Origin of the sequence: Inquilinus sp. CA228 (assembly GCF_052078665.1) — a bacterium.
GTDB lineage: Bacteria > Pseudomonadota > Alphaproteobacteria > DSM-16000 > Inquilinaceae > Inquilinus.
This window is the reverse complement of the sequence record NZ_JBQJIK010000027.1, coordinates 31,775-54,133: the sequence shown is the minus strand read 5'-3', so window position 1 is coordinate 54,133 and position 22,359 is coordinate 31,775. Positions and strand designations below refer to the sequence as shown.

Here is a 22,359-nt window from a genome sequence, read left to right as displayed (position 1 = left end):
AAGGCGACACCGCGGCGCGATTGCGACACCCTGTGGCGGCAGCGTCCCGCGCGTGCCAGGACGGGCCGGCTTTGGCATAGTAGGACTGGAAGCGGACCAGAGGCCGCCATCAACGAAGGGGGAACCATGTCCAAGACAGCCCTGGCGCTGTGCGCCTGCCTGGCCGCGCTCCTGTCCGTCGGCGGGGCCTCCGCCCAGAACGCCTGGCCGGCCAAGCCGGTCGTCATCATCGTGCCCTTCGCCCCGGGCGGGAACACCGACCTGTTCGGCCGCCTGCTGGCCGACGAGATGAGCAAGACCTTCGGCCAACCCTTCGTTGTCGAGAACAAGCCGGGCGCCGGCGGCGGCATCGGCACCGAGCAGCTGGCCCGGGCCGAGCCGGACGGCTACACGCTGGGCATGGGCACGGTCGGCACCCATGCCATCAACCCGTGGGTGTTCAAGGACCTGGGCTACGACGCCGAGACCGATTTCGCGCCGATCTCGCTGGCCGCGACGCTGCCGAACCTGCTGGTGGTCAACCCGTCCTTCCCGGCGAAATCGGTGCCGGAGCTGATCGCGCTCCTGAAGGCCGAGCCGGACGGCCACAGCTACGCCTCCTCCGGCTTCGGCACCTCGATCCACCTCGCCGCCGCGGCGTTCGAGATCCATGTCGGCTCGCACATGACCCATGTGCCCTACAAGGGCAGCGCCCAGGCGCTGGGCGACGTCGTCGCCGGCCATGTCGACATGATCTTCGACAACATCCCGACGGCGATGGAGCACGCCCGCGCCGGCACCGTGCGCCCGCTGGCGGTGACCGGGCTGGAGCGCACGCCGACCCTGCCGGACGTGCCGGCGATGGCCGAGTTCTTCCCCGGCTTCGACATCACCTCCTGGCAGGGCCTCATGGCGCCGGCCGGCACGCCGCCCGCCATCGTCGAGACGCTCAGCGCCGAGGTGCAGCGGATCATGCGCCTGCCCGAGATCCGGGCGCGGATCGAGCCGCTGGGCGCCAGGCCGATCGGCAGCACCGCCGAGGAGTTCACCGCCTACATCAAGACCGAGAAGGCGAAGTACAAGCCGATCGTCGAGGCCTCCGGCGCCACCGCGCAGTAGCGGCTACCGCTGCTCGGCGGCGATGCGCAGGCCGAGCCCGACCAGCAGGGCGCCGGTGACGCCCTCGATGGCGCGGCGGATGCGCGGCCGGCGCAGCACGTCGCCGGCCTTGGCCACGGCGACGGCATAGGCGGCGAGCCAGGCGAAGGTCATCAGGCTGAACACCAGGCCGAGGGCGAGGAAGGCGGTGAAGGCCGGCTGGCCCGCCGGCACGAATTGCGGCAGCAGGCTGGCGAAGAACACCGCCATCTTCGGGTTGCCGAGGTCGCTGACCAGCCCCTGGCGGAACGCCGCGCCGCGGCCGAGGCGCCGGGCCGGCCGGGCGGCGGTGGCGCCCTCCCCGCTTTCGCCCGGCCGCCATGCCGCCCGCAGCGCGTGCAGGCCGAGCCAGACCAGATAGGCGGCGCCGGCGTACTTCACCGCCAGGAACAGCGGCTCCGACGCCACCAGCAGGGCGACGATGCCGAGGCTGGTGGCGAAGGCCCAGACCGCCTGGCCGACCGCGACGCCGAGGGCGGTGCAGATGCCGCCGGCGCGGCCGCCGAGCAGGGCGTTGCGCACGGTCACCGCGGTGTCGGGCCCGGGCGTGACGATGACCAGCGCCGACACCCCGAGAAACGCCAGGACCGAACTCGCCAGCATCGCCGCCTCCCGCTTGCTCGTCTCTGCAGCAACGGTAGCGGCGCGGCCCGGGGGGAGTCGAGTCGGCCACTACGTCGGCCAGCGCCCGGCCGGCCAGTCCCGCGCACCGTGGATGACATGCAGGATGGTCACCGCCTCGCCGCCCGCCGGGGACGGGCCGATGGCGTAGGCGATGATGTAGGGCAATCCCGTCACGACCTTCTCATAGGTCCCGACAATGCGCCCCCGGCGGCCGGTCGGCATTCGACCCAGCCGCAGCGCAGCCGCATCCAGCCGCTCCGCGACCGAATCCGCGGCGAAGGGATCGTCCTCGGAGATGTATCGGATGATGTCGAGATAGTCGCGCCGGGCGGCGTCCGACCAGACGACAGTCCTCACCCGCGCCCGGCCTTCTTCGCCGCCTTTGCGGCGTCGATGATGGCGCGGCCCTCCGCCACGACCTGCTCATGCGGCACGACCCGGCCGGCCTCCATATCGGCGAGGCCGCGCTGGATGCCTTCGATGATCTCCAACTCGCGATCGACGAAGGCCGCGACGGCCTCCGCCGCCAGGAACGACCGGCTGCGACGGGTGTCCCGGGCGATCCGGCCCAGCTTCTCCTTGACCTCGGGGTCGAGCCGGATGGTCATGGTGGTGCTCTCGGCCATCATCCGCTCCCGTGTGCGATTGTGTACATCCTAACACAGGAGACGCTCCGTACCGAAGCCCGCCTCACCGCCCCCCAGGTCGCACCCCGAAGCTGGCGAGGAACCCCAGCGTCCCGAGCAGCGCGGCGATGCCGAACACCCAGGTGGCGGCATGGACGATCGCCGCCGGAGTCAGCGCCGCGGCCATGCCGGCCTCGTTGGCGATCAGCCCCGCCATCGCGGCGCCGACGGCATAGCCGCCGGATTGCAGCGTCGGCAGCAGGGCCGAGGCGGAATCGCGCTCGCCCGGCCGCGCCGCCTCCATCACCGCCTGGCTGAGGAAGGCCCAGGAGATGCCGAAGCCGGCGCCGATCAGCACCTGGCACAGCATCAAGAGCCAGGGCCGCCCCGTCGCCAGCGCCGCCATCACCCCGAGCAGGCCGAGCGCCAGCAGGAACGGCCCGATCCGGATCAGCCGGCGCTGCGCCTCCGGCCGGACGATGCCGGCGACCAGCACGGCCGAGCCGCTCCAGGCCAGCGCCATCAGGGCGCTGACATAGCCGGCCATGGTCGGGCCGTAGCCCCAGAGATGCTGGATGGTGATGACGAGATAGACCGTGGTCGCGGCCTGGGCCACCGGCATCAGCAGCACCACCCACAGCCCGGCGCCGACGGTCGAGCGGAAGGTGAAGGCGTCGGACGGGAACAGCCGGTCGCGGCTGCGCCGGTCGGCCAGCACCACCGCCGCCAGCACCAGCATCGCAGCCGCGACGCACAGCGCCGCCTGCCAGCTCTGCGGCACGATGCCGGCGACCGAGACCAGCATGATGCCGGCAGCGCAGCCGAGCAGGCGCAGCACCGGCACCGTGCCGCCGCTCCGGCTGCGCTCGGCCGGCACGACGATGCCGACCAGCAGGGCGAAGATCGCGATCAGCGGCACATTGACCAGGAAGGCGGCGCGCCAGGACACGGTCTCGGTCAGCACGCCGGACAGCAGCGGCCCGCCGAAGGCCGCGGCGGCCCAGACGATCGCCTCGGCCCCGAACACCTTGGGGATCAGCCGCGACGGGAACATCTCCGGGATCAGCGCGTAGCAGATCGCGGCGATCACCCCCTCCCCCGCGCCCTGGAACAGGCGGCCGACCAGCACCATCGGCATCGATGTGGCGAAGCCGCAGACCAGCGTGCCGGCCAGGAAGGCGAGCGCCGCCAGCAGCAGCGCCGGGCGGGTGCCCAGGCGCTGCTTCAGCATCGCCGAAGCGGCGCCGCCGACGATGGCGGCGACGAGGAAGACGGTGAAGGCCCAGCTGATCAGCCCGACGCCGCCGAGCTCGACCACCGCGGTGGGCAGCGAGGTCGAGACCAGGAAGGCGTTGAGCGCGTACAGCGCCACGCCCAGGCACAGCGTGGCGACGGTCGCGGCATAGCGCCGGGTCAGCAGCTCGCCCCACCGGCCGTCGATCGTTTCCTCCATGACCCGTCCTTTTTGCAAGACTTTTCTTGTTATATCTTTCGCTAATTTCAAAAGCAATTTCTTTGAAAATTTGATCGCGACAGTGCGAATCCGACATCGGCGGCGTCTCGGGTCAAGGGCCGCCATGCGGCGGCCCTGCCCGTCGGGGCATCGGTCCTGGCCGTCAGGCGGCCTTCAGATGCTGCGCCATCCGGATCAGGCCCTGCATATAGCCGATGGCATGGGCGCGCCCGCGATGGTTCCAGGGCGTGTCCCCGTCCATCTGCGGAACGTGGTCGTCCAGCAGGAAACCGTCGAAGCCGTTCTTGTGCAGCATCACCATCACGTCGGCCGGGTCGAAATTGCCCTCGCCGATGAAGCATTCGATGAAGTTCGGCACTGCCCCCTGCACGTCCCGGAAGTGCACGTAGAAGATACGTCCCCTCGGCCCAAAGAACTCGATCATCTCCTGGACGTTTTTCTTGTCGCCGATCATCTCCGAGCAGCAACCGAGACAAAGGTCGAGCCCCCAGACCGGGCTGCCCTCGCTGAGTTCGTAGGCGCGGAAGAAGTTTTCCGGCTTGTAGAAGAGCCGCGCGACGCCGCCCAGCATCGGCACCGGCGGGTCGTCCGGGTGAAGCGCGAGCTTGACGCCCTCCTCCTCCGCCACCGGCAGCACGGCGCGGATGAAATAGGCGTAGTTGTCCCACATCTGCTCTTCGGTGATGACGGCTTCGCCCTTGCCGATCAGCGGCATGGCGGTGCGATGGCCGAGCGCAGTCGGGAGAAACTGCCGCAGATCCTCGACATTCTCGAATGAATCCACGACGGCCTGGTCGAAGCGCGTGTTGCCGGCGCCGCCGCGGCCGAGCGCCGCGCGATCGGTCCGCCACACCGAATTCGGCATGAAGTGATAGCCGAGGATCGGGATGCCGGCACGGCCGACGGCGCGGATCGTCCGGCAGTAGTTCTCGATCTGCTCGTCGCGGCCCGGCTGGCCCAGCATGGCCTTGTGGTAGAAATGCACCGGCACGTTCTCGATCGCCTCGAGCGCAAGGCCGGCAGCCTCCGTCTTTTCCACGAGCCGGCGCAGATCGGCCTCTTCCCAACGCTCCTCGCCGGGCAGGATCGGCGTGTTCATCTGAATGCCGGACGCCCCGATCTGGGCGGCAAAGCGCAGTTTCTCGTCGGTCAGTTCGTTGAACTGCCCGACGGCGATCCGGATGCTCATATCCATTCTCCCTCTGGCAATGAAGATCCATGGCGGCAGGGCCGCGGATCGGCGGGACGGTCGGCGGATGTCACCCCTTGACCGATCCGGTGGTCAGCCCCTGCACCATGAAGCGCTGGGCGATGAAGTAGAGGATCATCAGCGGCACCGAGGACAGCACGGCGCCGGCCATCAGCGGCCCCCAGGGCAGCGTGTCGCTGGTGATGAGATAGTTGAGGGCCAGCGGCGCGGTGCGCCGGGATTCCGAGGTGATCAGCACCATCGCCAGCAGCAATTCGTTCCACGCCCCGGTGAAGGTGAAGATCGAGACCGCGGCGAGCCCGGGGGCGGACAGCGGCAGCACGATGCGGATGAGCACGCCGAGACGGCTGAGCCCGTCGATCTGTCCCTGCTCCTCCAATTCGCGCGGCACCCCGCGGAAATAGCCCCGCAGCAGCCATGTGCTGAGCGGCAGCGAGAAGGTCAGGTAGACGAGGATGAGGCCCGTCAGCGAATTGCCGAGACCGAGCCGCGCCAGCAGGATCGAGAGCGGAATGAAGAGCAGCGAGGTCGGCGTCAGATAGGCGAACAGGATGAGCTTGCCGATGAGGCCGCGGAAGCGATAGCGGAACCGCACCATGGAATAGGCGGCCAAGGAGGAGATCAGCACGGAGATGATCGTCACCGTCGCCGAGACGAGGAGGCTGTTCCGGATCGCGACCAGGAAGCCCTTCTGCTCCAGCAGGGTCTGGTAGTTGATCAGCGTGACGTTCTGCAGCCAGAGCGAGGGCATCCGGTAGATCTCGCGCGGCAGCTTCAGCGAGGTGATCGCCATCCAGTAGATCGGGAACAGGACCAGAAGGACGGCGATGGTCAGGGTGGCGATGGAGAGCACGAGCCCCAGGCGGCGGCGCGAACGGGAGGTTCGGAACACAATGGCAGCCATCAGTCCTCATCCTTCTGCATGAAGACGGTGGCGGCGATGACCAGGATCGCGAGGACCGGCAGCATGGCCACGGACACGGCGGCGGCCTCGCCGATGCGCTGCGTCTGCATGCCGAAATAGGCCAGCACCGGGAACACCATCGTCGCGTCCGAGGGTCCGCCCTGGGTCAGCAGCCAGACATGTTCGAACGCATTCGCCGTCCAGATCGAGGACAGCAGCGCGGTGATGATCAGCACCTGGCGGATGCCCGGCAGCGTGACGGCGAAGAAGCGCTGCAGGGCATTGGCCCCGTCGACGCGCGCCGCGTCGTAGAGATCCTTCGGGATGGATTGCAGCGCCGCCAGGATGCTGACGAACCAGAAGGGAAAGCCGCGCCAGACCGAGGCGATGATGACGGCGGGCATGGCGGTCGATCTCTGGCCGAGCCAGTCGACCACATCGGGATAGAGACCGGTCCCGGTCAGGATCAGGTTGATGCCGCCGCCGATCGGCTGGTAGAGCACGCGCCACGTCAGAAAGGCGACGAAGGCGGGCATGGCCCAGGGCAGCATGAGGAAGGCCCGGAAGACGCCGCGGCCGGGGATGTGCTGGGTGACGAGCAACGCCAGGCCGAGGCCGAGCCCCAGCTTCAGGAGACCGGTCACCACGACGATGAGCACGGTGTTGCGGATCGCCGAAGCGAAGATCGCCGTCCCGGCCAGATAGCGGAAATTGGCCAGTCCGACCCATTCGCCGTCATTGCCGACCACACGGTTGGTGAAGGCGACATAGATCGCGTAGAGGAAGGGATAGGCGACGAGGCCGAGGATGAGGGCGACGGCCGGCGCCACCAGGACATAGGCGAAGACATTCGCACGCAGATGCCCGCGGATCCTTCGCCGCCTCCCGGCGGCGGGGTCGTCGATCGAGATGGGCGACATGGCGGAGTCCATCGGTTTGCGAGGCTGCGGCGGCCCGGCCGCCGCGCGAGGTCGAAGCGACGGGCTATCTGTACTTGTCGTAGATTGCCTGGGCCTGGGCTTGGGCCTCGTCCATCGCCCGGTCGAAGTCCCAGCCGTCGATGACGACGCGCTGCGCCATCTTCGGGACGATGTAGTTGTTCAGCAGCTCGCCATAGGCCGCGTTGTAGACGTCCGGATAGGCCGGCGCGGTGCCGGTTTCGGCGAGGCCGAGCAGGGCCGCCAGGATGGGGTCGTCCGAGGTGAAGGCGTCCAGCGCCCTCTGCGTCACGAGCACGGGACCGTAGATCGCCAGCTTGTAGTATTCGTTCAGGAATTCCGGCCTCGACAGATGCAGGATCAGCGCCCGCGCGGCATCCTGGTTCGGGCTCGTCTTCGGGATCGAGCGCAGCTGCGGCTGGATCGGCGAGATCGTCCCCTTCGGCCCGGCCGGCAAGGGCGAGAAGGCCGTCGCCTCGTACAGCTCGGGATCCTGCGACCGCGCGGCGATGCCGACCGAACCGGTGTTGGCGATGAAGGCGGCCTGGCCGGAGAGATAGGCCTGGTTGTCGCCCGCGCCGTCCCAGGTCGCATTGCCGGGCGCGAAGACCTTCTTCTCCCACGTGCCCTTCAGCCATTGCAGATACGTCCGCGTCGCATCCGACCGGATCGTGACCGTCTTGCCGTCATCGGCGGCGATCCGCCCGCCGAAGGACTGCATCACGTTGATCTGCACATTGCCGTCGCCGACATTGGACAGGGCGAGCCCGAGCCCGTAGACGCCGCTGCCGGTCACCGCCGCCGCCTGGGCCACGAGTTCGTCCCAGCTCGCGGGGGGATCCTTGAATCCGGCTGGCTCCAGCAGGTCCTTGCGGCGCAGGAGCAGATTGCCGCTGACCCCGAAGGGAATGCCGGTGCGACCGCCAGCCGTCCTCGACGCCCGATCGACGCCGTCGTACCAGCCGCCCTGGGCATTGCCGATCTGGTCGTAAAGATCGTCCACGCCGGCGAAGAGGCCCTGGATCGACAGTGGCAGGAGCAGATCGAGGCTCAGGTCCAGCAAGTCCGGCATCGTCTGCGAGGCGACAGCGGCGGAGACCCTCCGGACCGTCTCGTTCTGATTGATCATCACGACTTCGGTCTCGACGCCGTTCTCCTCGCCCCAGCGCCCGACCGTGTCCACCAGCAAGGCGTTGGCGGGGTCGGAGAAGATCAGCCCGCCCCAGTAGGTCAGCTTGCCGCCGAGCTTGGCGGTCTGGGCGATCGCCGGTGCGGCCAGGCGGTCGCCCAGCAGGATGGCCGCAGTGCCCGCGGCCAGCACCCCTCTCCGGGTCCAGCCGCCCGTCGGCACGATGTCTTTGGTCGTCATGCGTCTCCTCCTTGCCGACCGGCGGGTCGGTCGCCGCCTTCCGACATTTGTTCATCGATAAAATATATTTGTTTTTGATATAACTATATAATAGCTATATGAAGGCACGTTCCGCTGTCAACGGCGTATCGAGCGCGACGTGAAATCGGGGGCGTTCGCGGAACGGCGGCGTTGGGAAGCGGATGCTGGGCGGGAGAGGGATAGTGGACGGCGGCATCAACAATCCGGGCTTCATCGCCTTCGTCGATGCGCTCATCGAAGGCCGGCTGAAGCTCGGCCAGACGCTGAGGCAGGAAGAGCTCTGCGATATCCTGAAGCTGTCGCTGTCGCCGCTGCGCGAGTCGATGACGCTGCTCGAGGCCGAGGGCCTGGTGCAGATCCGCAAGCGCCTGGGTGTCACGATCTTCTATCCCGACGTCAAATTCGTCGGCAGCACTTTCCAGTTCCGCGAATTGCTGGAGGCCGAGGGCCTGCGCCGCTTTACGGATGTGGTCACCGATGAGTGGATCCAGTCCACCACCGGCGGTCATCGCGAAATGATCGACTATGTCCGCCAAGTCGCCGACCATCGCATCTTCGCCAAGCCGATGAGATCCCTGGAACAGGCGTTCCATGACAGCTTCATTGCAGCCTTCGACAATGAGCAGATCACGGCGAACTATCAGCGGCTATCGCAGAAAATGTATCTGATCTATCTGGTCAACCTGGATTCCGTGAACACCAGCAGCACGGTCAAGGCGCTGCAGGAGCATATGGATATCATCGACGCGTTGTCGCGGCGGGATGCGTCGGGCGCGGTCGAGGCGTTGCAGCGTCACATGCAAGGGGTGATCCACCGCACGCTGACGCATTGATGCGTCCGAGACCGTCCCCGACCGGATGGCGGACGCTCCGGAGCCTCCCGCAGGCTCGGGGACCGTGCGGACGGACGTCGGCCGCGACCGATACCGATGCCGCCGCAAGCTGAGACAAGGTCGGCTACGGCCGTAGCGCGATTCCCTCGGCTTGAAGCCTATCCGACAGGCAGCACGGCAAGAGTGGGATCCGCTCAGTGCGCTGTCGGAAGGCCCCCGGCGACTCGGCAGCCCCCTCTCGGTCGTGCTGAGCCGTGCGCCGACGATGCTGCTGACGCTCGGCGCGATTGCGGACAATTTCGGGAGCATGCCACGGCCGTTGCGCTGGATCGGTCGATCCTGCCGGCTGCCACGATGATCTGCCTGTGCATCTGGGCGGGTTCCAACCTGATGCTGGCACGCGCGCCGAGGAGCGCGGCCGGCAGCGTCACGGGCCGATCGTCGCCGGAGGCCGGGCGATCCGGTACAGCACATGCGGCCGCAGCGGGTCGCCGGGCGGGACGGTGACGTCCTCGAAATCGGCGCCGGCGACATGGGCCAGGCCCAGGCGCTCCAGGACGCGGCGCGACGGGGTGTTGATCGCCGAGGTGTAGCCGATCACCGCCGGCAGGCCGAAGCGGGCCCAGGCGGCGTCGAGGCAGGCCCGGCCGATCTCGGTGGCATGGCCCTGGCGCCAGAAGGCGCGGCCGAGGATCCAGCCGATCTCGGCCGGATGGCCGCCCGGCACCTCGGGGCCCGGGCGCGACAGCCCGCCGCCGCCGACCAGCGCGCCGTCGGCCTTGCGCTCGACCGCGACGAAGCCGAAGCCGTCCTCCGCCAGCCCGGCCGCCGCCTCGTCGATCAGGACGTCGGTCTCGGCCGGCGTCAGCACGCTCGGGTGGTAGTAGCGGCGGACCTCCGGATCGGCGTTGATCGCGGCGAAATCCGCCCGGTCGCGATCCTCCCAGGGGCGCAGCAGCAGCCGGGGCGTCTCGAGTCGCATGATCCGTCGCTCCGATCGCCTGCCCAGAGACCGTCCTGAAACTCGCTCTGGCGAGTCAGCTGGCGTGGTTTTCGAGAACCGGCGCGCAGCGGACGTTAAAGTCCGTGAGCACCGGAAGCGCAGAAAACCGCGTCAGATGGCCGCCGGAGTAGAGTTTCGGGGCGGTCTCTACTCGAGCATGCCGAGGGCCTGCTTATAGAGATCGAGCAGCTCCTCCTGCTCGCGGCGGTCGTCCTGCTCCATCTTCCGCAGGCGGATGATCTGGCGGATGATCTTGGCGTCGAAGCCGGTGCCCTTGGCTTCGGCATAGACATCCTTGATGTCGCCCGCGATTCCCGCCTTTTCCTCCTCGAGCCTCTCGATGCGCTCGATGAACGACTTCAGGCGATCCGCGGCGATACCACCGACATCCGACATGGCTGGTCCTCAACAGGGTCTTTCAGGGCGCGGGACCATAAAGCGGCCGGGCCGGGCCGGCAAGCGGGCTGTCCCAGCCCAGCGCCGGCGCGGGAGTCCGGCCGGCGGCGGGTGGGCTCGGCCACTCCGATTCGGGGCCCCGGCCAATCGCCCCGAGGTGGTCTCGTGTTGCCTCTCCCGCCTGGCGGGAGAGGTCGGGCGTCCGCAGGACGACCGGGTGAGGGCTGGTCCCGGCCTCGACGAACTCCCCTCACCCGGAGCCGCTTCGCGCCTCCGACCTCTCCCGTAAACGGGAGAGGCAAAAGGAAACGACTCTCAGTGCTTGTTCGCGGCCTCGAATCCCTGCTTCTGGCCGGCCGAGGCGTCCTTCTGGTGCTTGGCCTTCCAGCTGTCATACGGCTCGCCATAGACGACCTCGCGCGCCTCGGCGTCCGGCAGCGGGATGCCGCGCTGCTCCGCGGCCTCGCGGTACCAGCGCGACAGGCAGTTGCGGCAGAATCCGGCCAAGTTCATCAGGTCGATGTTCTGCACGTCGGTGCGCTGGCGCAGATGCTCGACCAGGGTGCGGAAGGCGGCGGCTTCCAGCTCGGTGCGGGTCTTGGCGTCCATCTCGGTCTTGGGGGGCTCGGTCATGGCGGTGTCCACGGGTTCCGGAAGTCAGGATGTGGGGTTGGCGGAGGCGGGCTGCAGCCCCTCCTTGGTCTCCAGGATCAGCCAGTCGACCACCCGGCGCAGCGCCTCGGCCTCGTCGGCGCCCTGGGCCAGGGCCTCGTAATAGGCGGCGAGCTGGCGGTGGGCCGAGGTGCCGCGAGCGAGAATCTGGCGCGCATGGGCGATCTCGGCCTCGCAGCCCAGCGCCGCCGCGTCCTCCGCCACCATCGCCAGCACCTCCTCCAGCAGCTCGGCATAGGGCACCAGCTTGCCCTTGCCCCAGTCGATCAGCCCTTCCTCGAAGCCGTAGCGCATGGCGCGCCAGCGGTTCTCCTCGATCAGCACGCTGCGGTAGCGGCGCCAGGCGATGTTCTGGGCCCGCAGGCGCCACAGCATGCGCAGCAGGCACTGGTACAGCGCGGCGACGGCCAGCCCGTCCTCGACCCGGGTGCAGACGTCGGTGACCCGCATCTCCAGCGTCGGGAAGCGGGCGGAGGGGCGGATGTCCCACCAGATCTTGCTGCCGTCCTCGATCACCCCGGCCTGGACCAGCGCCGCCAGCGCCGCCTCGTATTCGCCATAGCTCTGGAACTCCTCCGGCATGCCGGTGCGCGGCAGCTCGGAGAACACGGCCAGGCGGTAGGATTTCAGCTTGGTGTCGGTGCCCTGCCAGAACGGCGAGGAGGTGGTCAGCGACAACAGATGCGGCAGGAAGTAGCGGATCTGCCGCATCAGGTCGATGCGCAGGTTCGGGTCCTCGATCCCGGCATGGACATGGGTGCCGCAGATCAGCAGGCGCCGCACCGGCACGCCGAGGTCGCGCGCCAGCTGGTCGTAGCGGCTGCGGTCGGTGTGCTTCTGCGGCCGCCAGGTGCCGAAGGGGTGGGTCGAGGCCGCGATCAGCGCCAGGCCGTGCCGCTCCGCCTCCTCCACCACCGACCGGCGCAGCCGGGTCAGCTCGGTCCGGGCCTCGGCGATGCTGCGGCAGACCGGCGTGCCGACCTCGACCTGGCAGCGGAAGAACTCGCGGGCGACGGCGCCCTCGTGCCGGTTCTCCAGCGCCTCGACCAGCTCCGGCGGCGGGTCGGGCACCAGGTCGCGGCTGACCGGGTCGACCAGCAGGTACTCTTCCTCGATGCCGAGGGTCAGGGCCGGTTCGGTCATGCCACTGCCTGCAAGGGTTCGTACAGGGCCGGGTCGGCCAGGATCGGGGCGAAGATGTCGGCCATCCGGTCGGCCCAGGCCTCGGCCGCCGCATCGGCCGCGATCAAATCCTGCCGCATCTCGATCAGCACATGCGGCAGGCCGCGCGGCTCGGCGTGGCTGTGGATGGTGTAGCCATGCGCGTTGCGGCCGGAATAGGGCTGGTTGTCGCCGACCGTGACCGCCGGGTCGCGGCGCAGCGCCTCCATCAGCGGCAGCGGGATGCGGCCGTCGTCGCGCCACAGCACCCCGACCTGCCAGGGCCGGGCGAAGCCGCGCATGACGGGCGTGAAGCTGTGCAGCGACAGCAGCGCCGGCGCCGGGCAGCGCGCCGCGATCCGGTCCAGCTGTTCGGCGATCGCGTCGTGATAGGGATGGAAGAAGGCATCGGCCCGCGCCGCCTCGTCCGCCCGGGTCAGCTTGGCGTTGCCGGGCACGATCACGCCGTCGCTGATGGCGCAGATCGAGGTCGGGTCGTCCAGCTGCCGGTTCGGGTCGAGGATCAGCCGCGAATAGCGGTGCAGCAGCAGCGGCGCGTCGAGCCGCTCGGCCAGGCGGCGGGAGAAGGCCTCGATGCCGATGTCGTAGGCGACATGGCGGTCGAGCGCCTCCGGCCCCAGGCCGAGCGTGCCGAGGGACTGCGGGAAGGCCCGGCCGGCATGGTCGGCGACCAGCAGGGCGCAGGCCTTGCCGTCGGGGTTCACCAGCTCGAAGGGCGGCGGGTCGTCGGGTCCGAGGAGCGTCATCCCGGGCAGCCTAGCAGGGCGCCGTGGGGCTGTGGAGAGCGGCGCGACGCAACGCCAGGGTGCGCGGCGGCGAATTGTCGGACATCATAGGACCTATCAACGCCATTCGAGGTAAGCCGATGACCACCCTCCCCGTCTTCCCGGATCTCGCCGGCAAGGCCGTCTTGATCACCGGCGCCAGCACCGGCATCGGTGCCGCCGCGGCCCGCGCCTTCGGCCAGAACAAGGCCAGGGTGGCGGTGAACTACAACTCCAGCCGCGCGGCCGCCGAGGCGGTGGTCGCCGACATCAAGGCCGCCGGCGGCGAGGCGATCCTCGCGCCAGGTGACGTCACCAGGCCCGAGACGGCGCAGGCCCTGGTCGAGCAGACCGTGGCCGCCTTCGGCCGGCTGGACGTGCTGATCAACAATGCCGGCGCGCTGGTCAGGCGCACCCCGATCGCCGAGTACACCGACGACTTCGTCGATGCGGTGCTGGACGTCAATGTCCGCCATGTCATCCGCTTCATGCGCGAGGGCTCGGCCCAGATGCGGCGGCAGGGCGGCGGCGGGGCGATCATCAATCTCAGCTCGATCGCCGCGCGCAGCGGCGGCGGCCCCGGCTCGGTGATCTACGCTGCCGCGAAGGGCTTCGTCGCCGTCGCCACCCGCGGCTGGGCCAAGGAGCTGGTGAAGGACGGGATCCGGGTCAACGCCGTCTCGCCCGGCGTCATCACCACCCCGTTCCACGAGCGCTTCTCGACCCCGGAGCAGCTGGCGGCGATGCAGGCGACGATCCCGATGAACCGGCTGGGCGCGTCCGAGGACTGCGCCGCCGCCTTCCTCTACCTCGCCTCCGAAGCCGCCAGCGGCTACGTCACCGGCCAGATGGTCGAGATCAACGGCGGCCAGTCGATGCCGTAGCTACTTCGCGGCCGGGCCGGCCCAGTCGCCCGTCACTTCCAGTCGGCGGTGCTGCTCTCGCCGTTCAGGAAGGGCAGCACCGTCGCCGGCAGCTGCGGCGACAGGAAGATGTCGTAATGGGTCACGCCGGGCAGGATGGCCAGGCGGTTCTGCGACATGTGCTCGCGCTGCCAGCCGGCATCGCGCAGCCCGCCGCCGAGCAGCTGGTAGAACTTCACCACATGCTCCGGCCGGTACATGTCGCTGTCGCCAAAGACCAGCATCACCGGCATGGTCAGCTTCGGCACCTCCGCCGAAAAGTCGTAGGGCTTCTTCATCAGCGCGCCCATGGCGTCGAGCAGCCGCGGGAAGTCCTCCGGCTTCGGCGCCACCGCGACATAGGAGGTGTACATCGGCGTGCCCTTCATCATCTCGGCCATGCCGGCGCCGACCGCGGCCTGCTGCGGCAGCATCTCCGGATAGAAGCCGTCCTGGGCATAGCCGGCCGAGACCAGGGCCAGGCGGCGCACCAGTTCCGGATGCTGCACCGCCAGCTGGAAGGCGACGCCGCCGCCCAGCGAATAGCCCAGCACATCGGCCTTCTCGACGCCGAGCTGGCGCAGGATGGCGGCCATGTCGGCGCCCATCGCCACCAGGTCGATCGGCCGGTCGCCGAGCGGCGTGCGGCCGTGGCCCTGCAGGTCGACGGCGATGACCTGGCGCTTCTCCGTCAGCACCGGCAGCAGCGGCGCGAACATGTCGATCGAGCCGAGCCCGCCATGCAGCAGCAGCAGCGGTTCGCCCTGGCCGCGGACCTCGTAATAGTAGCTGATGCCGCCGGCCTCGGCATGGCCGCTGCGGACCGCCTGGGTCTGGGCGGCGGCGGGCCCGGCGACGAGAGTCGCGGCCGTGAGAACACCGGTCAGGATCGTCTTCAGCATGTCGGGCTCCATCCCTGGCTGGCGGCGTGCGATCCGCCATGATGCGATGGCCCAAGGACGCCGCCGTCGGGGCGGCTCCGACATCCCGCCCTGAAAAAAGTTCAGGGCGTCTCGTAGACGAAGATCCGCGACCGGCCGTCCTCCGGCATCGCGGTCAGGCGCAGGCCGGCCGGCGTCGCCTCGACCAGCACCGGGTTGCGGGTCATGGCGGTGCCGTCCTCGGTCCACAGCAGCACCGGCACCTGGAAGGTCGGCCGGCCGGTGCCGAGGTCGACGATCTCGATCCCGCCCAAGCCGAACACCGGTGCGTCCGGCGTGCGGCGGAACTCGGTGATGCCGGTGCAGATGGCGCGGCCGACCGGCAGATAGGCGCAGTCCTGGTAGTCGAGATAGTGCTCGGGGTTCAGCGTGCGCACCGGCGGAGTGGAGGCGTCGATCTTGCCTTCCGCATCCAGGCGCCAGGTGTAGAAGCGGCGCGAGCCCCAGCTGACGCCGTGCAGCATGTTGTGGTCGGTGTCGTGCATCAGGCCGCCGATATGGTCGTCGACGCGGCCGACCGCGACCGCCTCCAGCGTCTGCGGGTCGACCCGGTACAGGATCGACCGGCTGTTCGGTCGGTATTCGGCGACCGGCACCCACAGCCAGCGCCCGTCATAGTCGATGCCGCCGGGATGGTAGATCGCGCCCTCGCCCAGCGTGACATGACCGATCTGCCGGCCCTGGGCGTCGAGCTTGAACAGATGGCCGACGCCCTGGCCGGCGTCGCGGTCCGTGCCGTCCTGCGGCTGGGGGTAGCGCTTGGTCGGCACGGTGATCTCGACCGAGGAGGCGAAGAGGGCGTCGCCGGCCCGGGCGAAGCCCTGGGGATGATAGGTGTCGAACGGCACCGGGATGGTCTCGACCAGCCGCCACTGGGTCGAGCGCGACAGCCCCTCGATCCGCTGGGCCAGTTCGTCCGGCCCCGCTGCGACGGCGGTGGTGGAGATGGCAGCCAGGACGACCCCGGCGGCCAGGGCGGCGAAGCAATGCATGGCGAATCCTCCCGATTGCGGCGGCCGCATCCTGCCGCGGCGCCGTGACGGTTTGATGATGGTCCCGCGCGGCGCGCCGGTCTCCCCTGCGGGCGCAGAGATGGCGGAGGGCCGGATGCCGCCGCTAAGCTCTCGGCCATCATGAGCGACGCCGTCCTAGCCTCCCCCGCCCAGCGCCTGGCGCTGCCTGCCCTGATCCTGGGCGGGCTGGCGATCGGCAGCTCGCCGATCTTCGTGCGCCTGTCCGAGGTGGGGCCGATCGCGACGGCGGTCTGGCGCGTGGCCCTGGCGCTGCCGATCCTGTTCCTCTGGTACCGGGCAGAGCGGGCACGGGGCGAGGCGGCGCGGCCGCAGAGCCTGGCCGATTGCGCTGCCCTGGCCCTGCCCAGCCTGTTCATCGCCGCCGACCTGGTGGCGTGGCACTGGGCGCTGGCCATCACCTCGGTCGCCAACGCCACGCTGCTGGCCAATCTGGCGCCGATCTTCGTCACCCTCGGCGCCTTCGTCCTGTTCCGCACGCCGATCCGCCCGATCTTCGCCGCCGGCCTGGCCGTGGCCATCGCCGGCGTGGTGGTGCTGAAGGGCGGCGGCTTCGGCGACGGCGCCCTGGCCGGCGACGCCCTGGCCGCGCTGGCCGCCGTATTCTATGGCGGCTACATCCTGGCGGTCGGCCGGCTGCGCGACCGCTTCTCCGTCGCCACCATCATGCTGTGGACCAGCGCCGTCGCCGCCGCGGCGACGCTGCCGCTGGCGCTGCTGATGGAGCCAACCCTGCTGCCGCCGACGCTCTATGGCTGGGCCGTGCTGATCGGCCTGTCCTGGGTCTCGCAGGTCGCCGGGCAGAGCCTGATCACCTATGCGCTGGCCTGGCTGCCGCCGGCCTTCTCCTCCCTCACCCTGCTGATCCAGCCGGTGGCCGCGGCGGCTTTGGCCTGGATCATCCTGGCCGAGCCGCTCGGCCCGGCCCAGGGGCTGGGCGGCGCCCTGGTGCTGGCCGGCATCCTGCTGGCCCGGAAGGCGTGACCGCCATGGCCGAGCCCCGCCTCACCCTGAGCCTGCTGCCGGAGACGCTGGCGGTGGCCCGGCTGCCGGCGGAAGCGGCGCTGCCCGGCTGGATCGACTGGTCCGATCCCTTCGTCACCGTCAGCCGCACCCGCGACGAGCTGTCGGTGGTGTGCCCCGAGGCGCGGGTGCCGGCGGACGCGCAGGCCGAGCGCGGCTGGCGCGGCTTCAAGGTCGAGGGCCCGCTCGACTTCGCCCTGACCGGCATCCTGGCCCGACTCGCGACGCCTTTGGCCGAAGCCGGCATCAGCATCTTCGCGATCTCGACCTATGACACCGACTACCTGCTGGTCCGGACGGCCGACCTGGAGGCCGCGACGACGGTGCTGCAACGGGAAAACACGGTGCGTGTCTGACCCGCAACACCGGCCCCGAAGCCGGGCATTTCCGCGCAAATCGGGCTCGCGACGAAATATTAAGTCCGCGTAATATCCGAATCTCCGCGCACATTCGACGTTGGCGAAGGGCCGCGGATGTGATTTCTTCCCGCCCGTCGGCGCGGCGGGTCTGGGGGATCGTCGTGCCCGGGCCCTGCGCCGACACGTGATCCGGGAGTTCAGCCATGCCCAAGAAGCGCCCGTCGTTCCGCCGCACGCGCCAGACCAAGATCGTCGCCACGCTGGGCCCCGCCACCAGTTCGGCCGAGGCGATCCGCAAGCTGTTCGAGGCGGGCGTCGACGTCTTCCGCCTGAACTTCAGCCACGGCAAGCAGGAAGACCACGCCGCCCGGCTGGCCCTGATCCGCGAGGTCGAGCGGGACTTCGACCATCCGATCGCGGTGATGGCCGACCTGCAGGGGCCGAAGCTGCGCCTCGGCACCTTCGCCGATGGCCCGGTCAAGCTGACCGAAGGCCAGAGCTTCCGCCTGTCGCTGCAGCCGCGCCCGGGCGATGCCACCGGCGTGACCCTGCCGCACCCGGAGATCTTCGCCGTCCTCGAGCCCGAGCAGATCCTGCTGCTGGACGACGGCAAGGTGCGCCTCAAGGTCGTCGATTGCGGCCCGGACTTCGCCGACACCGTGGTCGAGGCCGGCTCGCGCCTGTCCGACCGCAAGGGCGTCAACGTGCCGAACGCGGTGCTGCCGCTGTCGCCGCTGACCGACAAGGACCGCGAGGACCTGCGCTTCGCCCTCGACATCGACGTCGACTGGGTGGCGCTGTCCTTCGTGCAGCGGCCGGAGGATATCGCCGAGGCGCGCAAGCTGATCGCCGGCCGGGCCCAGGTGATCGTGAAGCTGGAGAAGCCGGCGGCGATCCAGCACCTGGACGAGCTGGTCGAGCTGACCGACGCGGTGATGGTCGCCCGCGGCGACCTGGGCGTCGAGATGCCGGCCGAGGACGTGCCGTCGCTGCAGAAGCAGATCATCCGCGCCTCGCGCCAGGCCGGCAAGCCGGTGATCGTGGCGACCCAGATGCTGGAGAGCATGATCATGTCCCCGACCCCGACCCGGGCCGAGGCCTCCGACGTCGCCACCGCGGTGTTCGACGGCGCCGATGCGGTGATGCTGTCAGCCGAGACCGCCTCGGGCGAGTTCCCGGTCGAGGCGGTGACGATGATGGACCGCATCGCCCGGCGGGTGGAGAAGGACCCGATCTACCGCACCATCCTCGACGCGGTGCATTACGACCCGGAGAACACCTCGGCCGACGCCATCAGCGCCGCGGCGAGCCAGGTGGCGCACACCATCGGCGCGGTGGCGATCGCGACCTACACCACCTCGGGCTCGACCACGTTGCGCGCGGCGCGCGAGCGGCCGGAGGTGCCGATCCTGTGCCTGACCTCGAACCTGCAGACCGCCCGCCGCATGGGGCTGTGCTGGGGCGTGCACGCGGTGCACACCGAGGATGTCAGCAACTTCACCGAGATGGTCGGCAAGGCCTGCCGCTTGGCCAAGCATGACGGCTTCGGCAGCGTCGGGCAGCGCATCGTGGTCACGGCCGGCGTGCCCTTCGGCACCCCCGGCAACACCAATGTGCTGCGCATCGCCTGGATCGAGGATTGACCGGCCGCCGATGACCAGTTCCCCGCTCGCCGCCAACCAGGCCTTCTATGCCGCCCTTGCGCAGGGTGACGCAGCGGCGATGGAGGCGCTGTGGTCGCGCCGCCAGCCGGTCGCCTGCATCCATCCGGGCTGGCCGGTCCTGGCCGGGCGCGAGGCGGTGATGAAGAGCTGGGCGGCGATCCTGAAGGATCCGCCGCGCATCAGCGCCGAGGCGGCACGGCTGCTGGACTACGGCGACACCGCCATCGTGCTGTGCATCGAGAAGATCGGCGACAACCGGCTGGCGGCCACCAACGTGTTCAGCCGCGAGCCCGAAGGCTGGCGCCTGGTGCATCACCAGGCCGGCCCGACCCGCGAGGCCGCCGCCACCCCCGCCAAGCCGGCCGGCACCATCCACTGACCATGCTGTCGCAACGCGTCAGAACCTGAATCCGGCCGGCAGGTTGTGGTTCCAGTAGCCTTCCTCGACGAGCTCGCTGATGCGCCAGCCGCCCGGGGTTCGGGTCAGCTTGTCGCGATACCAAAGCCCCTGGAAGAAGACCTGGGTCTTTCCGTCGCCGAGGTTCACCACCATCGGGCATGAGCAGTGCAGCCGCGCCGCGGCCTCGTCGCCGCGGACCTCCACCAGGACGGTCGAGATCGCGTGCTGCGAGATCAGGATCTTGGACAGGGCGCGGTCGAGATAGGTCACATGCGCTTCGACGCCGCTCTTGATCCCACCGGTCACCGTATCGTCGATGACCGCCTCGGGCGTGAAGACACGGCGATACGCATCCCAGTCGCGATCGTCGACCGCATAGCAGTAACGGGTCAGGAGATCCTGGATTTCGAGCCGGTCCGAGATCTCCTGCAGAGACAGCGCCATGGGGTCCTCCTTCCTCAAGTCCACTCCGGGTGCGGCCGGCGCATCGGCGGGCTGGGCCGCGGCGGGACGCGGCGTGCCCGTCGCCACCAGCCCCAGAGCCGTTGCCGCCGAGGCCAGTACGAAACGGCGCCGAGACGGGCCGCCGGGATCGCTGTCATGGACACGCATGGCTTGCTCCTGGTTCGGCATCGACCTCGAAGGATATGGAGATATGGAGGCTGACGCCTTCCTGAACAGCGGGCCTGCCGGTCACACATCCGCCAAGGGCAGGCCGGGCAGCAGCTTGTCGAGGGTGATCGGGAAGTCGCGCACCCGCACGCCGGTGGCGTTGTGGACGGCGTTGGCCACCGCCGCGCCGGCGCCGCAGACGCCGAGCTCGCCGATCCCCTTGGCGCCGAGCGGGTTCGCCTTTTCGTCCGGCTGCTCCAGGAACACGACCTCGAGCTCCGGCACATCGGCATGGACCGGGACGTGGTATTCGGCGAGGTCGCGGTTGACGAAGCGGCCGTGGCGCGGGTCGAGATGCGTCTCCTCCATCAGCGCCGCGCCCAGGCCCCAGGTCATGCCGCCGATGATCTGCGACCGCGCGGTCTTGGCGTTGAGCAGGCGGCCGGCATCGATCACCGCCAGCATGCGGCGCAGCCGGATCTCGCCGGTGTCGATGTCGACCGCGACCTCGGCGAACTGGGCGCCGTGGGAGTGCTGCGAGTAGGCCTTGTAGTCCGGGTTCGCGGCCATCGGGGTCGACGCCCCCTCGGCCTCGAGCCCGTCCGGGGCGATGCGGGCGAGGAGATCGGGCAGCGGCGTGCCGTCGCCAACCCCCGCGGCTTCGGCGATCTTCGCGCGCAGGGTGAGGCAGGCCTGGTGCACGGCGGAGCCCGAGCTGGCCGCGCCCCAGGAGCCGCCGGATCCCGCGGTGCGCGGGAAGCGGCTGTCGCCGAGCTCGACCGTCACCGCCGACAGCGGCACGCCGAGCCGCTCGGCCGCGATCTGGGCCAGGATGGTGTAGGTGCCGGTGCCGATATCGGTCATGTCGAGCTGCACGGTCACCCGGGCGCGGGCGTCGATCGCCACCCGGGCGGCGGCGGCGCCGATGTAGTTGGCCCGGATCGCCGCCGCCACACCCATGCCGATCAGCTTGCGCCCCTCGCGGACCTGCCCCGGCTCGGCGCTGCGGCGGTCCCAGCCGAAGCGGCGCGCGCCCTCGCGCAGGCAGCCGACCAGGTTGCGGCTGGCGAAGGGCACGCCGCGCTCCGGATCCTGCGCCGGCTCGTTGCGGATCCTGAGCTCGATCGGATCGAGGCCGAGCCGTTCGGCCAGCTCGTCCATGCCGCATTCGAAGGCCATCAGGCCCGGCGCCTCGCCGGGCGCGCGCATCCATTCGCCGCGGCGGAGATCGACCGGCACCAGCCGGTGCCGGGTCAGCCGGTTCGGGGCGGCGTAGAGCGACCGGGTGACGACCGCAGTCTGCTCGCAGAACTCCTCGACCCGGGAGGTGGCCGAGCAGACGTCGTGGCCGAGCGCGGTCAGCCGCCCCTCCTGGTCCGCGCCGAGGCGGACCAGATGCATCATCTCCGCCCGATGCCCGGCATTGCCGAACATCTGCTGCCGGGTCAGGGCGATCTTGACCGGGCGCCGCAGCACGCGCGCGGCCAGGGCGGCCAGCACCGTGTCGGCATGCACCGTCAGCTTGGCGCCGAAGCCGCCGCCGGTGAAGGGGCTGACGATCCGGACATTCTCCGGCGGGAGGCCGAGGGTGTTGGCGATGCCGGCGCGGAAATTCGCCAGGGTCTGGGCCCCGGTGCGGATCGTCACCATGTCGCCGGACCATTCGGCCAGCGTGGCGTGCGGCTCCATCGGGTTGTGGTGCTCATAGGGCGTCCGGTAGAGGGCCTCGACCTTGACCGGCGCGGCAGCGAAGGCGCCTTCGAAATCACCGATGGCGCTGTCGGTCTGCATCCCGGCATTGGTCCGCGGCGGCGCATAGGCCTCGGCCAGGCGGCCGGCAAGATCGAAGGCGCCGACCTCCTCCTCATAGCGGACCCGGATCAGGCCGGCGGCGGCGCGGGCGGCCTCGAAGCTCTCGGCCACCACCAGTGCCACCGGCTCGTCATGGAAGCGCACCCGGTCGTCGGCGAGCATCGGTCGGGCGCGGGTGAACACCTCCGGCACGGTCGGCGTGACCGGCGGGCCGAAGGCGGCCTGGGGTGGCGCGTTGCGATGCGTCATCACATGCAGCACGCCCGGCGCCCGCTCCGCCTCCGCCGTGTCGATCGCGGCGATCCGCCCGCGGGCGATGGCGGCACCGAGGATGACGCCATAGGCCGGCGCCTCGTCCGGCACATGCTCATAGGCGTAGGTCGCCCGCCCGGTGACCTTGAGGGGGCCGTCGACCCGGTCGACCGGCTTGCCGATCACGGCGCTGTCATTCGCCATCGCTCC

The 22,359-nt window shown here is 69.8% G+C and carries 24 protein-coding genes; 7 read left to right on the top strand and 17 right to left on the bottom strand.

From position 1 onward, the window contains the following. The first annotated feature begins 126 nt into the window (after positions 1–126). The gene (locus ACTOWL_RS15465; protein WP_441322137.1) at positions 127–1,098 is read left to right on the top strand and encodes a Bug family tripartite tricarboxylate transporter substrate binding protein; all 972 of its coding nucleotides are present in this window, start codon (positions 127–129) and stop codon (positions 1,096–1,098) included. 3 nt (positions 1,099–1,101) lie between these two features. On the opposite strand, the gene ACTOWL_RS15460 is transcribed toward ACTOWL_RS15465, so the two are convergent. The 8 genes from ACTOWL_RS15460 to ACTOWL_RS15425 all read right to left on the bottom strand — a co-directional run bounded on the left by ACTOWL_RS15460 (position 1,102) and on the right by ACTOWL_RS15425 (position 8,282). Beyond that, a complete protein-coding gene (locus ACTOWL_RS15460) occupies positions 1,102–1,740 on the bottom strand; it encodes a LysE family translocator (protein WP_441322136.1) in 639 nt (212 codons plus the stop codon). Between the two features lie 69 nt (positions 1,741–1,809). Further along, positions 1,810–2,118: a type II toxin-antitoxin system RelE/ParE family toxin gene (locus tag ACTOWL_RS15455; protein ID WP_441322135.1), complete on the bottom strand. Its 309-nt coding sequence runs from the start codon at positions 2,116–2,118 to the stop codon at positions 1,810–1,812. Continuing rightward, the gene (locus ACTOWL_RS15450; RefSeq protein WP_441322134.1) at positions 2,115–2,387 is read right to left on the bottom strand and encodes a CopG family ribbon-helix-helix protein; all 273 of its coding nucleotides are present in this window, start codon (positions 2,385–2,387) and stop codon (positions 2,115–2,117) included. The genes ACTOWL_RS15455 and ACTOWL_RS15450 overlap by 4 nt, the downstream gene beginning before the upstream one ends. A 64-nt stretch (positions 2,388–2,451) precedes the next feature. After that, positions 2,452–3,840, bottom strand: coding sequence for an MFS transporter (locus ACTOWL_RS15445; RefSeq protein ID WP_441322133.1), 1,389 nt, complete (start codon positions 3,838–3,840; stop codon positions 2,452–2,454). Between the two features lie 163 nt (positions 3,841–4,003). Then, a complete protein-coding gene (locus ACTOWL_RS15440; RefSeq protein ID WP_441322132.1) occupies positions 4,004–5,050 on the bottom strand; it encodes a mannonate dehydratase in 1,047 nt (348 codons plus the stop codon). A gap of 70 nt (positions 5,051–5,120) precedes the next feature. Beyond that, positions 5,121–5,975 carry a carbohydrate ABC transporter permease gene (locus ACTOWL_RS15435; protein WP_441322131.1) on the bottom strand — a complete coding sequence of 285 codons (855 nt, stop codon included), beginning with the start codon at positions 5,973–5,975 and terminating at the stop codon, positions 5,121–5,123. Further along, complete coding sequence (locus ACTOWL_RS15430; protein WP_441322130.1) at positions 5,975–6,895, bottom strand: carbohydrate ABC transporter permease; 921 nt, start codon at positions 6,893–6,895, stop codon at positions 5,975–5,977. Before ACTOWL_RS15430 ends, ACTOWL_RS15435 begins: the two co-directional genes overlap by 1 nt. 64 nt (positions 6,896–6,959) lie before the next feature. Continuing rightward, positions 6,960–8,282 carry an ABC transporter substrate-binding protein gene (locus tag ACTOWL_RS15425; RefSeq protein WP_441322129.1) on the bottom strand — a complete coding sequence of 441 codons (1,323 nt, stop codon included), beginning with the start codon at positions 8,280–8,282 and terminating at the stop codon, positions 6,960–6,962. A 203-nt stretch (positions 8,283–8,485) separates the two neighbouring features. Between ACTOWL_RS15425 and ACTOWL_RS15420 the strand changes: the two genes are divergently transcribed. Beyond that, positions 8,486–9,136: a GntR family transcriptional regulator gene (locus ACTOWL_RS15420; protein ID WP_441322128.1), complete on the top strand. Its 651-nt coding sequence runs from the start codon at positions 8,486–8,488 to the stop codon at positions 9,134–9,136. 427 nt (positions 9,137–9,563) lie between these two features. Here ACTOWL_RS15420 and ACTOWL_RS15415 read toward each other — a convergent pair whose 3' ends face one another. The 5 genes from ACTOWL_RS15415 to ACTOWL_RS15395 all read right to left on the bottom strand — a co-directional run bounded on the left by ACTOWL_RS15415 (position 9,564) and on the right by ACTOWL_RS15395 (position 13,135). Then, positions 9,564–10,118 (bottom strand): GNAT family N-acetyltransferase, encoded by a 555-nt coding sequence (locus ACTOWL_RS15415; RefSeq protein WP_441322127.1) that lies wholly within the window; start codon positions 10,116–10,118, stop codon positions 9,564–9,566. Between the two features lie 168 nt (positions 10,119–10,286). After that, complete coding sequence (locus ACTOWL_RS15410; protein ID WP_034834984.1) at positions 10,287–10,535, bottom strand: DUF2312 domain-containing protein; 249 nt, start codon at positions 10,533–10,535, stop codon at positions 10,287–10,289. A 315-nt stretch (positions 10,536–10,850) separates the two neighbouring features. After that, positions 10,851–11,168 (bottom strand): DUF1244 domain-containing protein, encoded by a 318-nt coding sequence (locus ACTOWL_RS15405; protein ID WP_441322126.1) that lies wholly within the window; start codon positions 11,166–11,168, stop codon positions 10,851–10,853. A gap of 24 nt (positions 11,169–11,192) precedes the next feature. Next, positions 11,193–12,350, bottom strand: coding sequence for a carboxylate-amine ligase (locus tag ACTOWL_RS15400; protein WP_441322125.1), 1,158 nt, complete (start codon positions 12,348–12,350; stop codon positions 11,193–11,195). After that, on the bottom strand, positions 12,347–13,135 hold the full coding sequence (locus ACTOWL_RS15395; RefSeq protein ID WP_441322124.1) for an N-formylglutamate amidohydrolase: 789 nt from the start codon (positions 13,133–13,135) through the stop codon (positions 12,347–12,349). Before ACTOWL_RS15395 ends, ACTOWL_RS15400 begins: the two co-directional genes overlap by 4 nt. 119 nt (positions 13,136–13,254) lie before the next feature. Between ACTOWL_RS15395 and ACTOWL_RS15390 the strand changes: the two genes are divergently transcribed. Continuing rightward, positions 13,255–14,037: an SDR family NAD(P)-dependent oxidoreductase gene (locus tag ACTOWL_RS15390; protein ID WP_441322123.1), complete on the top strand. Its 783-nt coding sequence runs from the start codon at positions 13,255–13,257 to the stop codon at positions 14,035–14,037. 32 nt (positions 14,038–14,069) lie between these two features. Here ACTOWL_RS15390 and ACTOWL_RS15385 read toward each other — a convergent pair whose 3' ends face one another. Both ACTOWL_RS15385 and ACTOWL_RS15380 read right to left on the bottom strand, forming a co-directional pair. Beyond that, positions 14,070–14,957, bottom strand: a complete 888-nt coding sequence (locus ACTOWL_RS15385; RefSeq protein ID WP_441322122.1) for an alpha/beta fold hydrolase — start codon at positions 14,955–14,957, stop codon at positions 14,070–14,072. Positions 14,958–15,058: 101 nt separating this feature from the next. Beyond that, the gene (locus ACTOWL_RS15380) at positions 15,059–15,988 is read right to left on the bottom strand and encodes a DUF6454 family protein (RefSeq protein ID WP_441322121.1); all 930 of its coding nucleotides are present in this window, start codon (positions 15,986–15,988) and stop codon (positions 15,059–15,061) included. A 141-nt stretch (positions 15,989–16,129) separates the two neighbouring features. On the opposite strand from ACTOWL_RS15380, the gene ACTOWL_RS15375 reads away from it, so the two are divergent. The 4 genes from ACTOWL_RS15375 (at position 16,130) to ACTOWL_RS15360 (ending at position 19,452) form a co-directional block, all read left to right on the top strand. After that, on the top strand, positions 16,130–17,011 hold the full coding sequence (locus ACTOWL_RS15375; RefSeq protein WP_441322120.1) for a DMT family transporter: 882 nt from the start codon (positions 16,130–16,132) through the stop codon (positions 17,009–17,011). A gap of 5 nt (positions 17,012–17,016) precedes the next feature. Next, entirely contained in the window at positions 17,017–17,406 is a 390-nt protein-coding gene (locus ACTOWL_RS15370; RefSeq protein WP_441322119.1) for an ACT domain-containing protein, read from the top strand. Positions 17,407–17,612: 206 nt separating this feature from the next. Continuing rightward, a complete protein-coding gene (gene pyk / locus ACTOWL_RS15365) occupies positions 17,613–19,052 on the top strand; it encodes a pyruvate kinase (RefSeq protein WP_441322118.1) in 1,440 nt (479 codons plus the stop codon). 10 nt (positions 19,053–19,062) lie between these two features. Then, complete coding sequence (locus tag ACTOWL_RS15360; RefSeq protein WP_441322117.1) at positions 19,063–19,452, top strand: nuclear transport factor 2 family protein; 390 nt, start codon at positions 19,063–19,065, stop codon at positions 19,450–19,452. An 18-nt stretch (positions 19,453–19,470) separates the two neighbouring features. Here ACTOWL_RS15360 and ACTOWL_RS15355 read toward each other — a convergent pair whose 3' ends face one another. Both ACTOWL_RS15355 and ACTOWL_RS15350 read right to left on the bottom strand, forming a co-directional pair. Continuing rightward, the gene (locus ACTOWL_RS15355) at positions 19,471–20,085 is read right to left on the bottom strand and encodes a nuclear transport factor 2 family protein (RefSeq protein ID WP_441322116.1); all 615 of its coding nucleotides are present in this window, start codon (positions 20,083–20,085) and stop codon (positions 19,471–19,473) included. Positions 20,086–20,166: 81 nt separating this feature from the next. Continuing rightward, positions 20,167–22,353 carry a xanthine dehydrogenase family protein molybdopterin-binding subunit gene (locus tag ACTOWL_RS15350; RefSeq protein ID WP_441322115.1) on the bottom strand — a complete coding sequence of 729 codons (2,187 nt, stop codon included), beginning with the start codon at positions 22,351–22,353 and terminating at the stop codon, positions 20,167–20,169. Positions 22,354–22,359 lie beyond the last annotated feature (6 nt).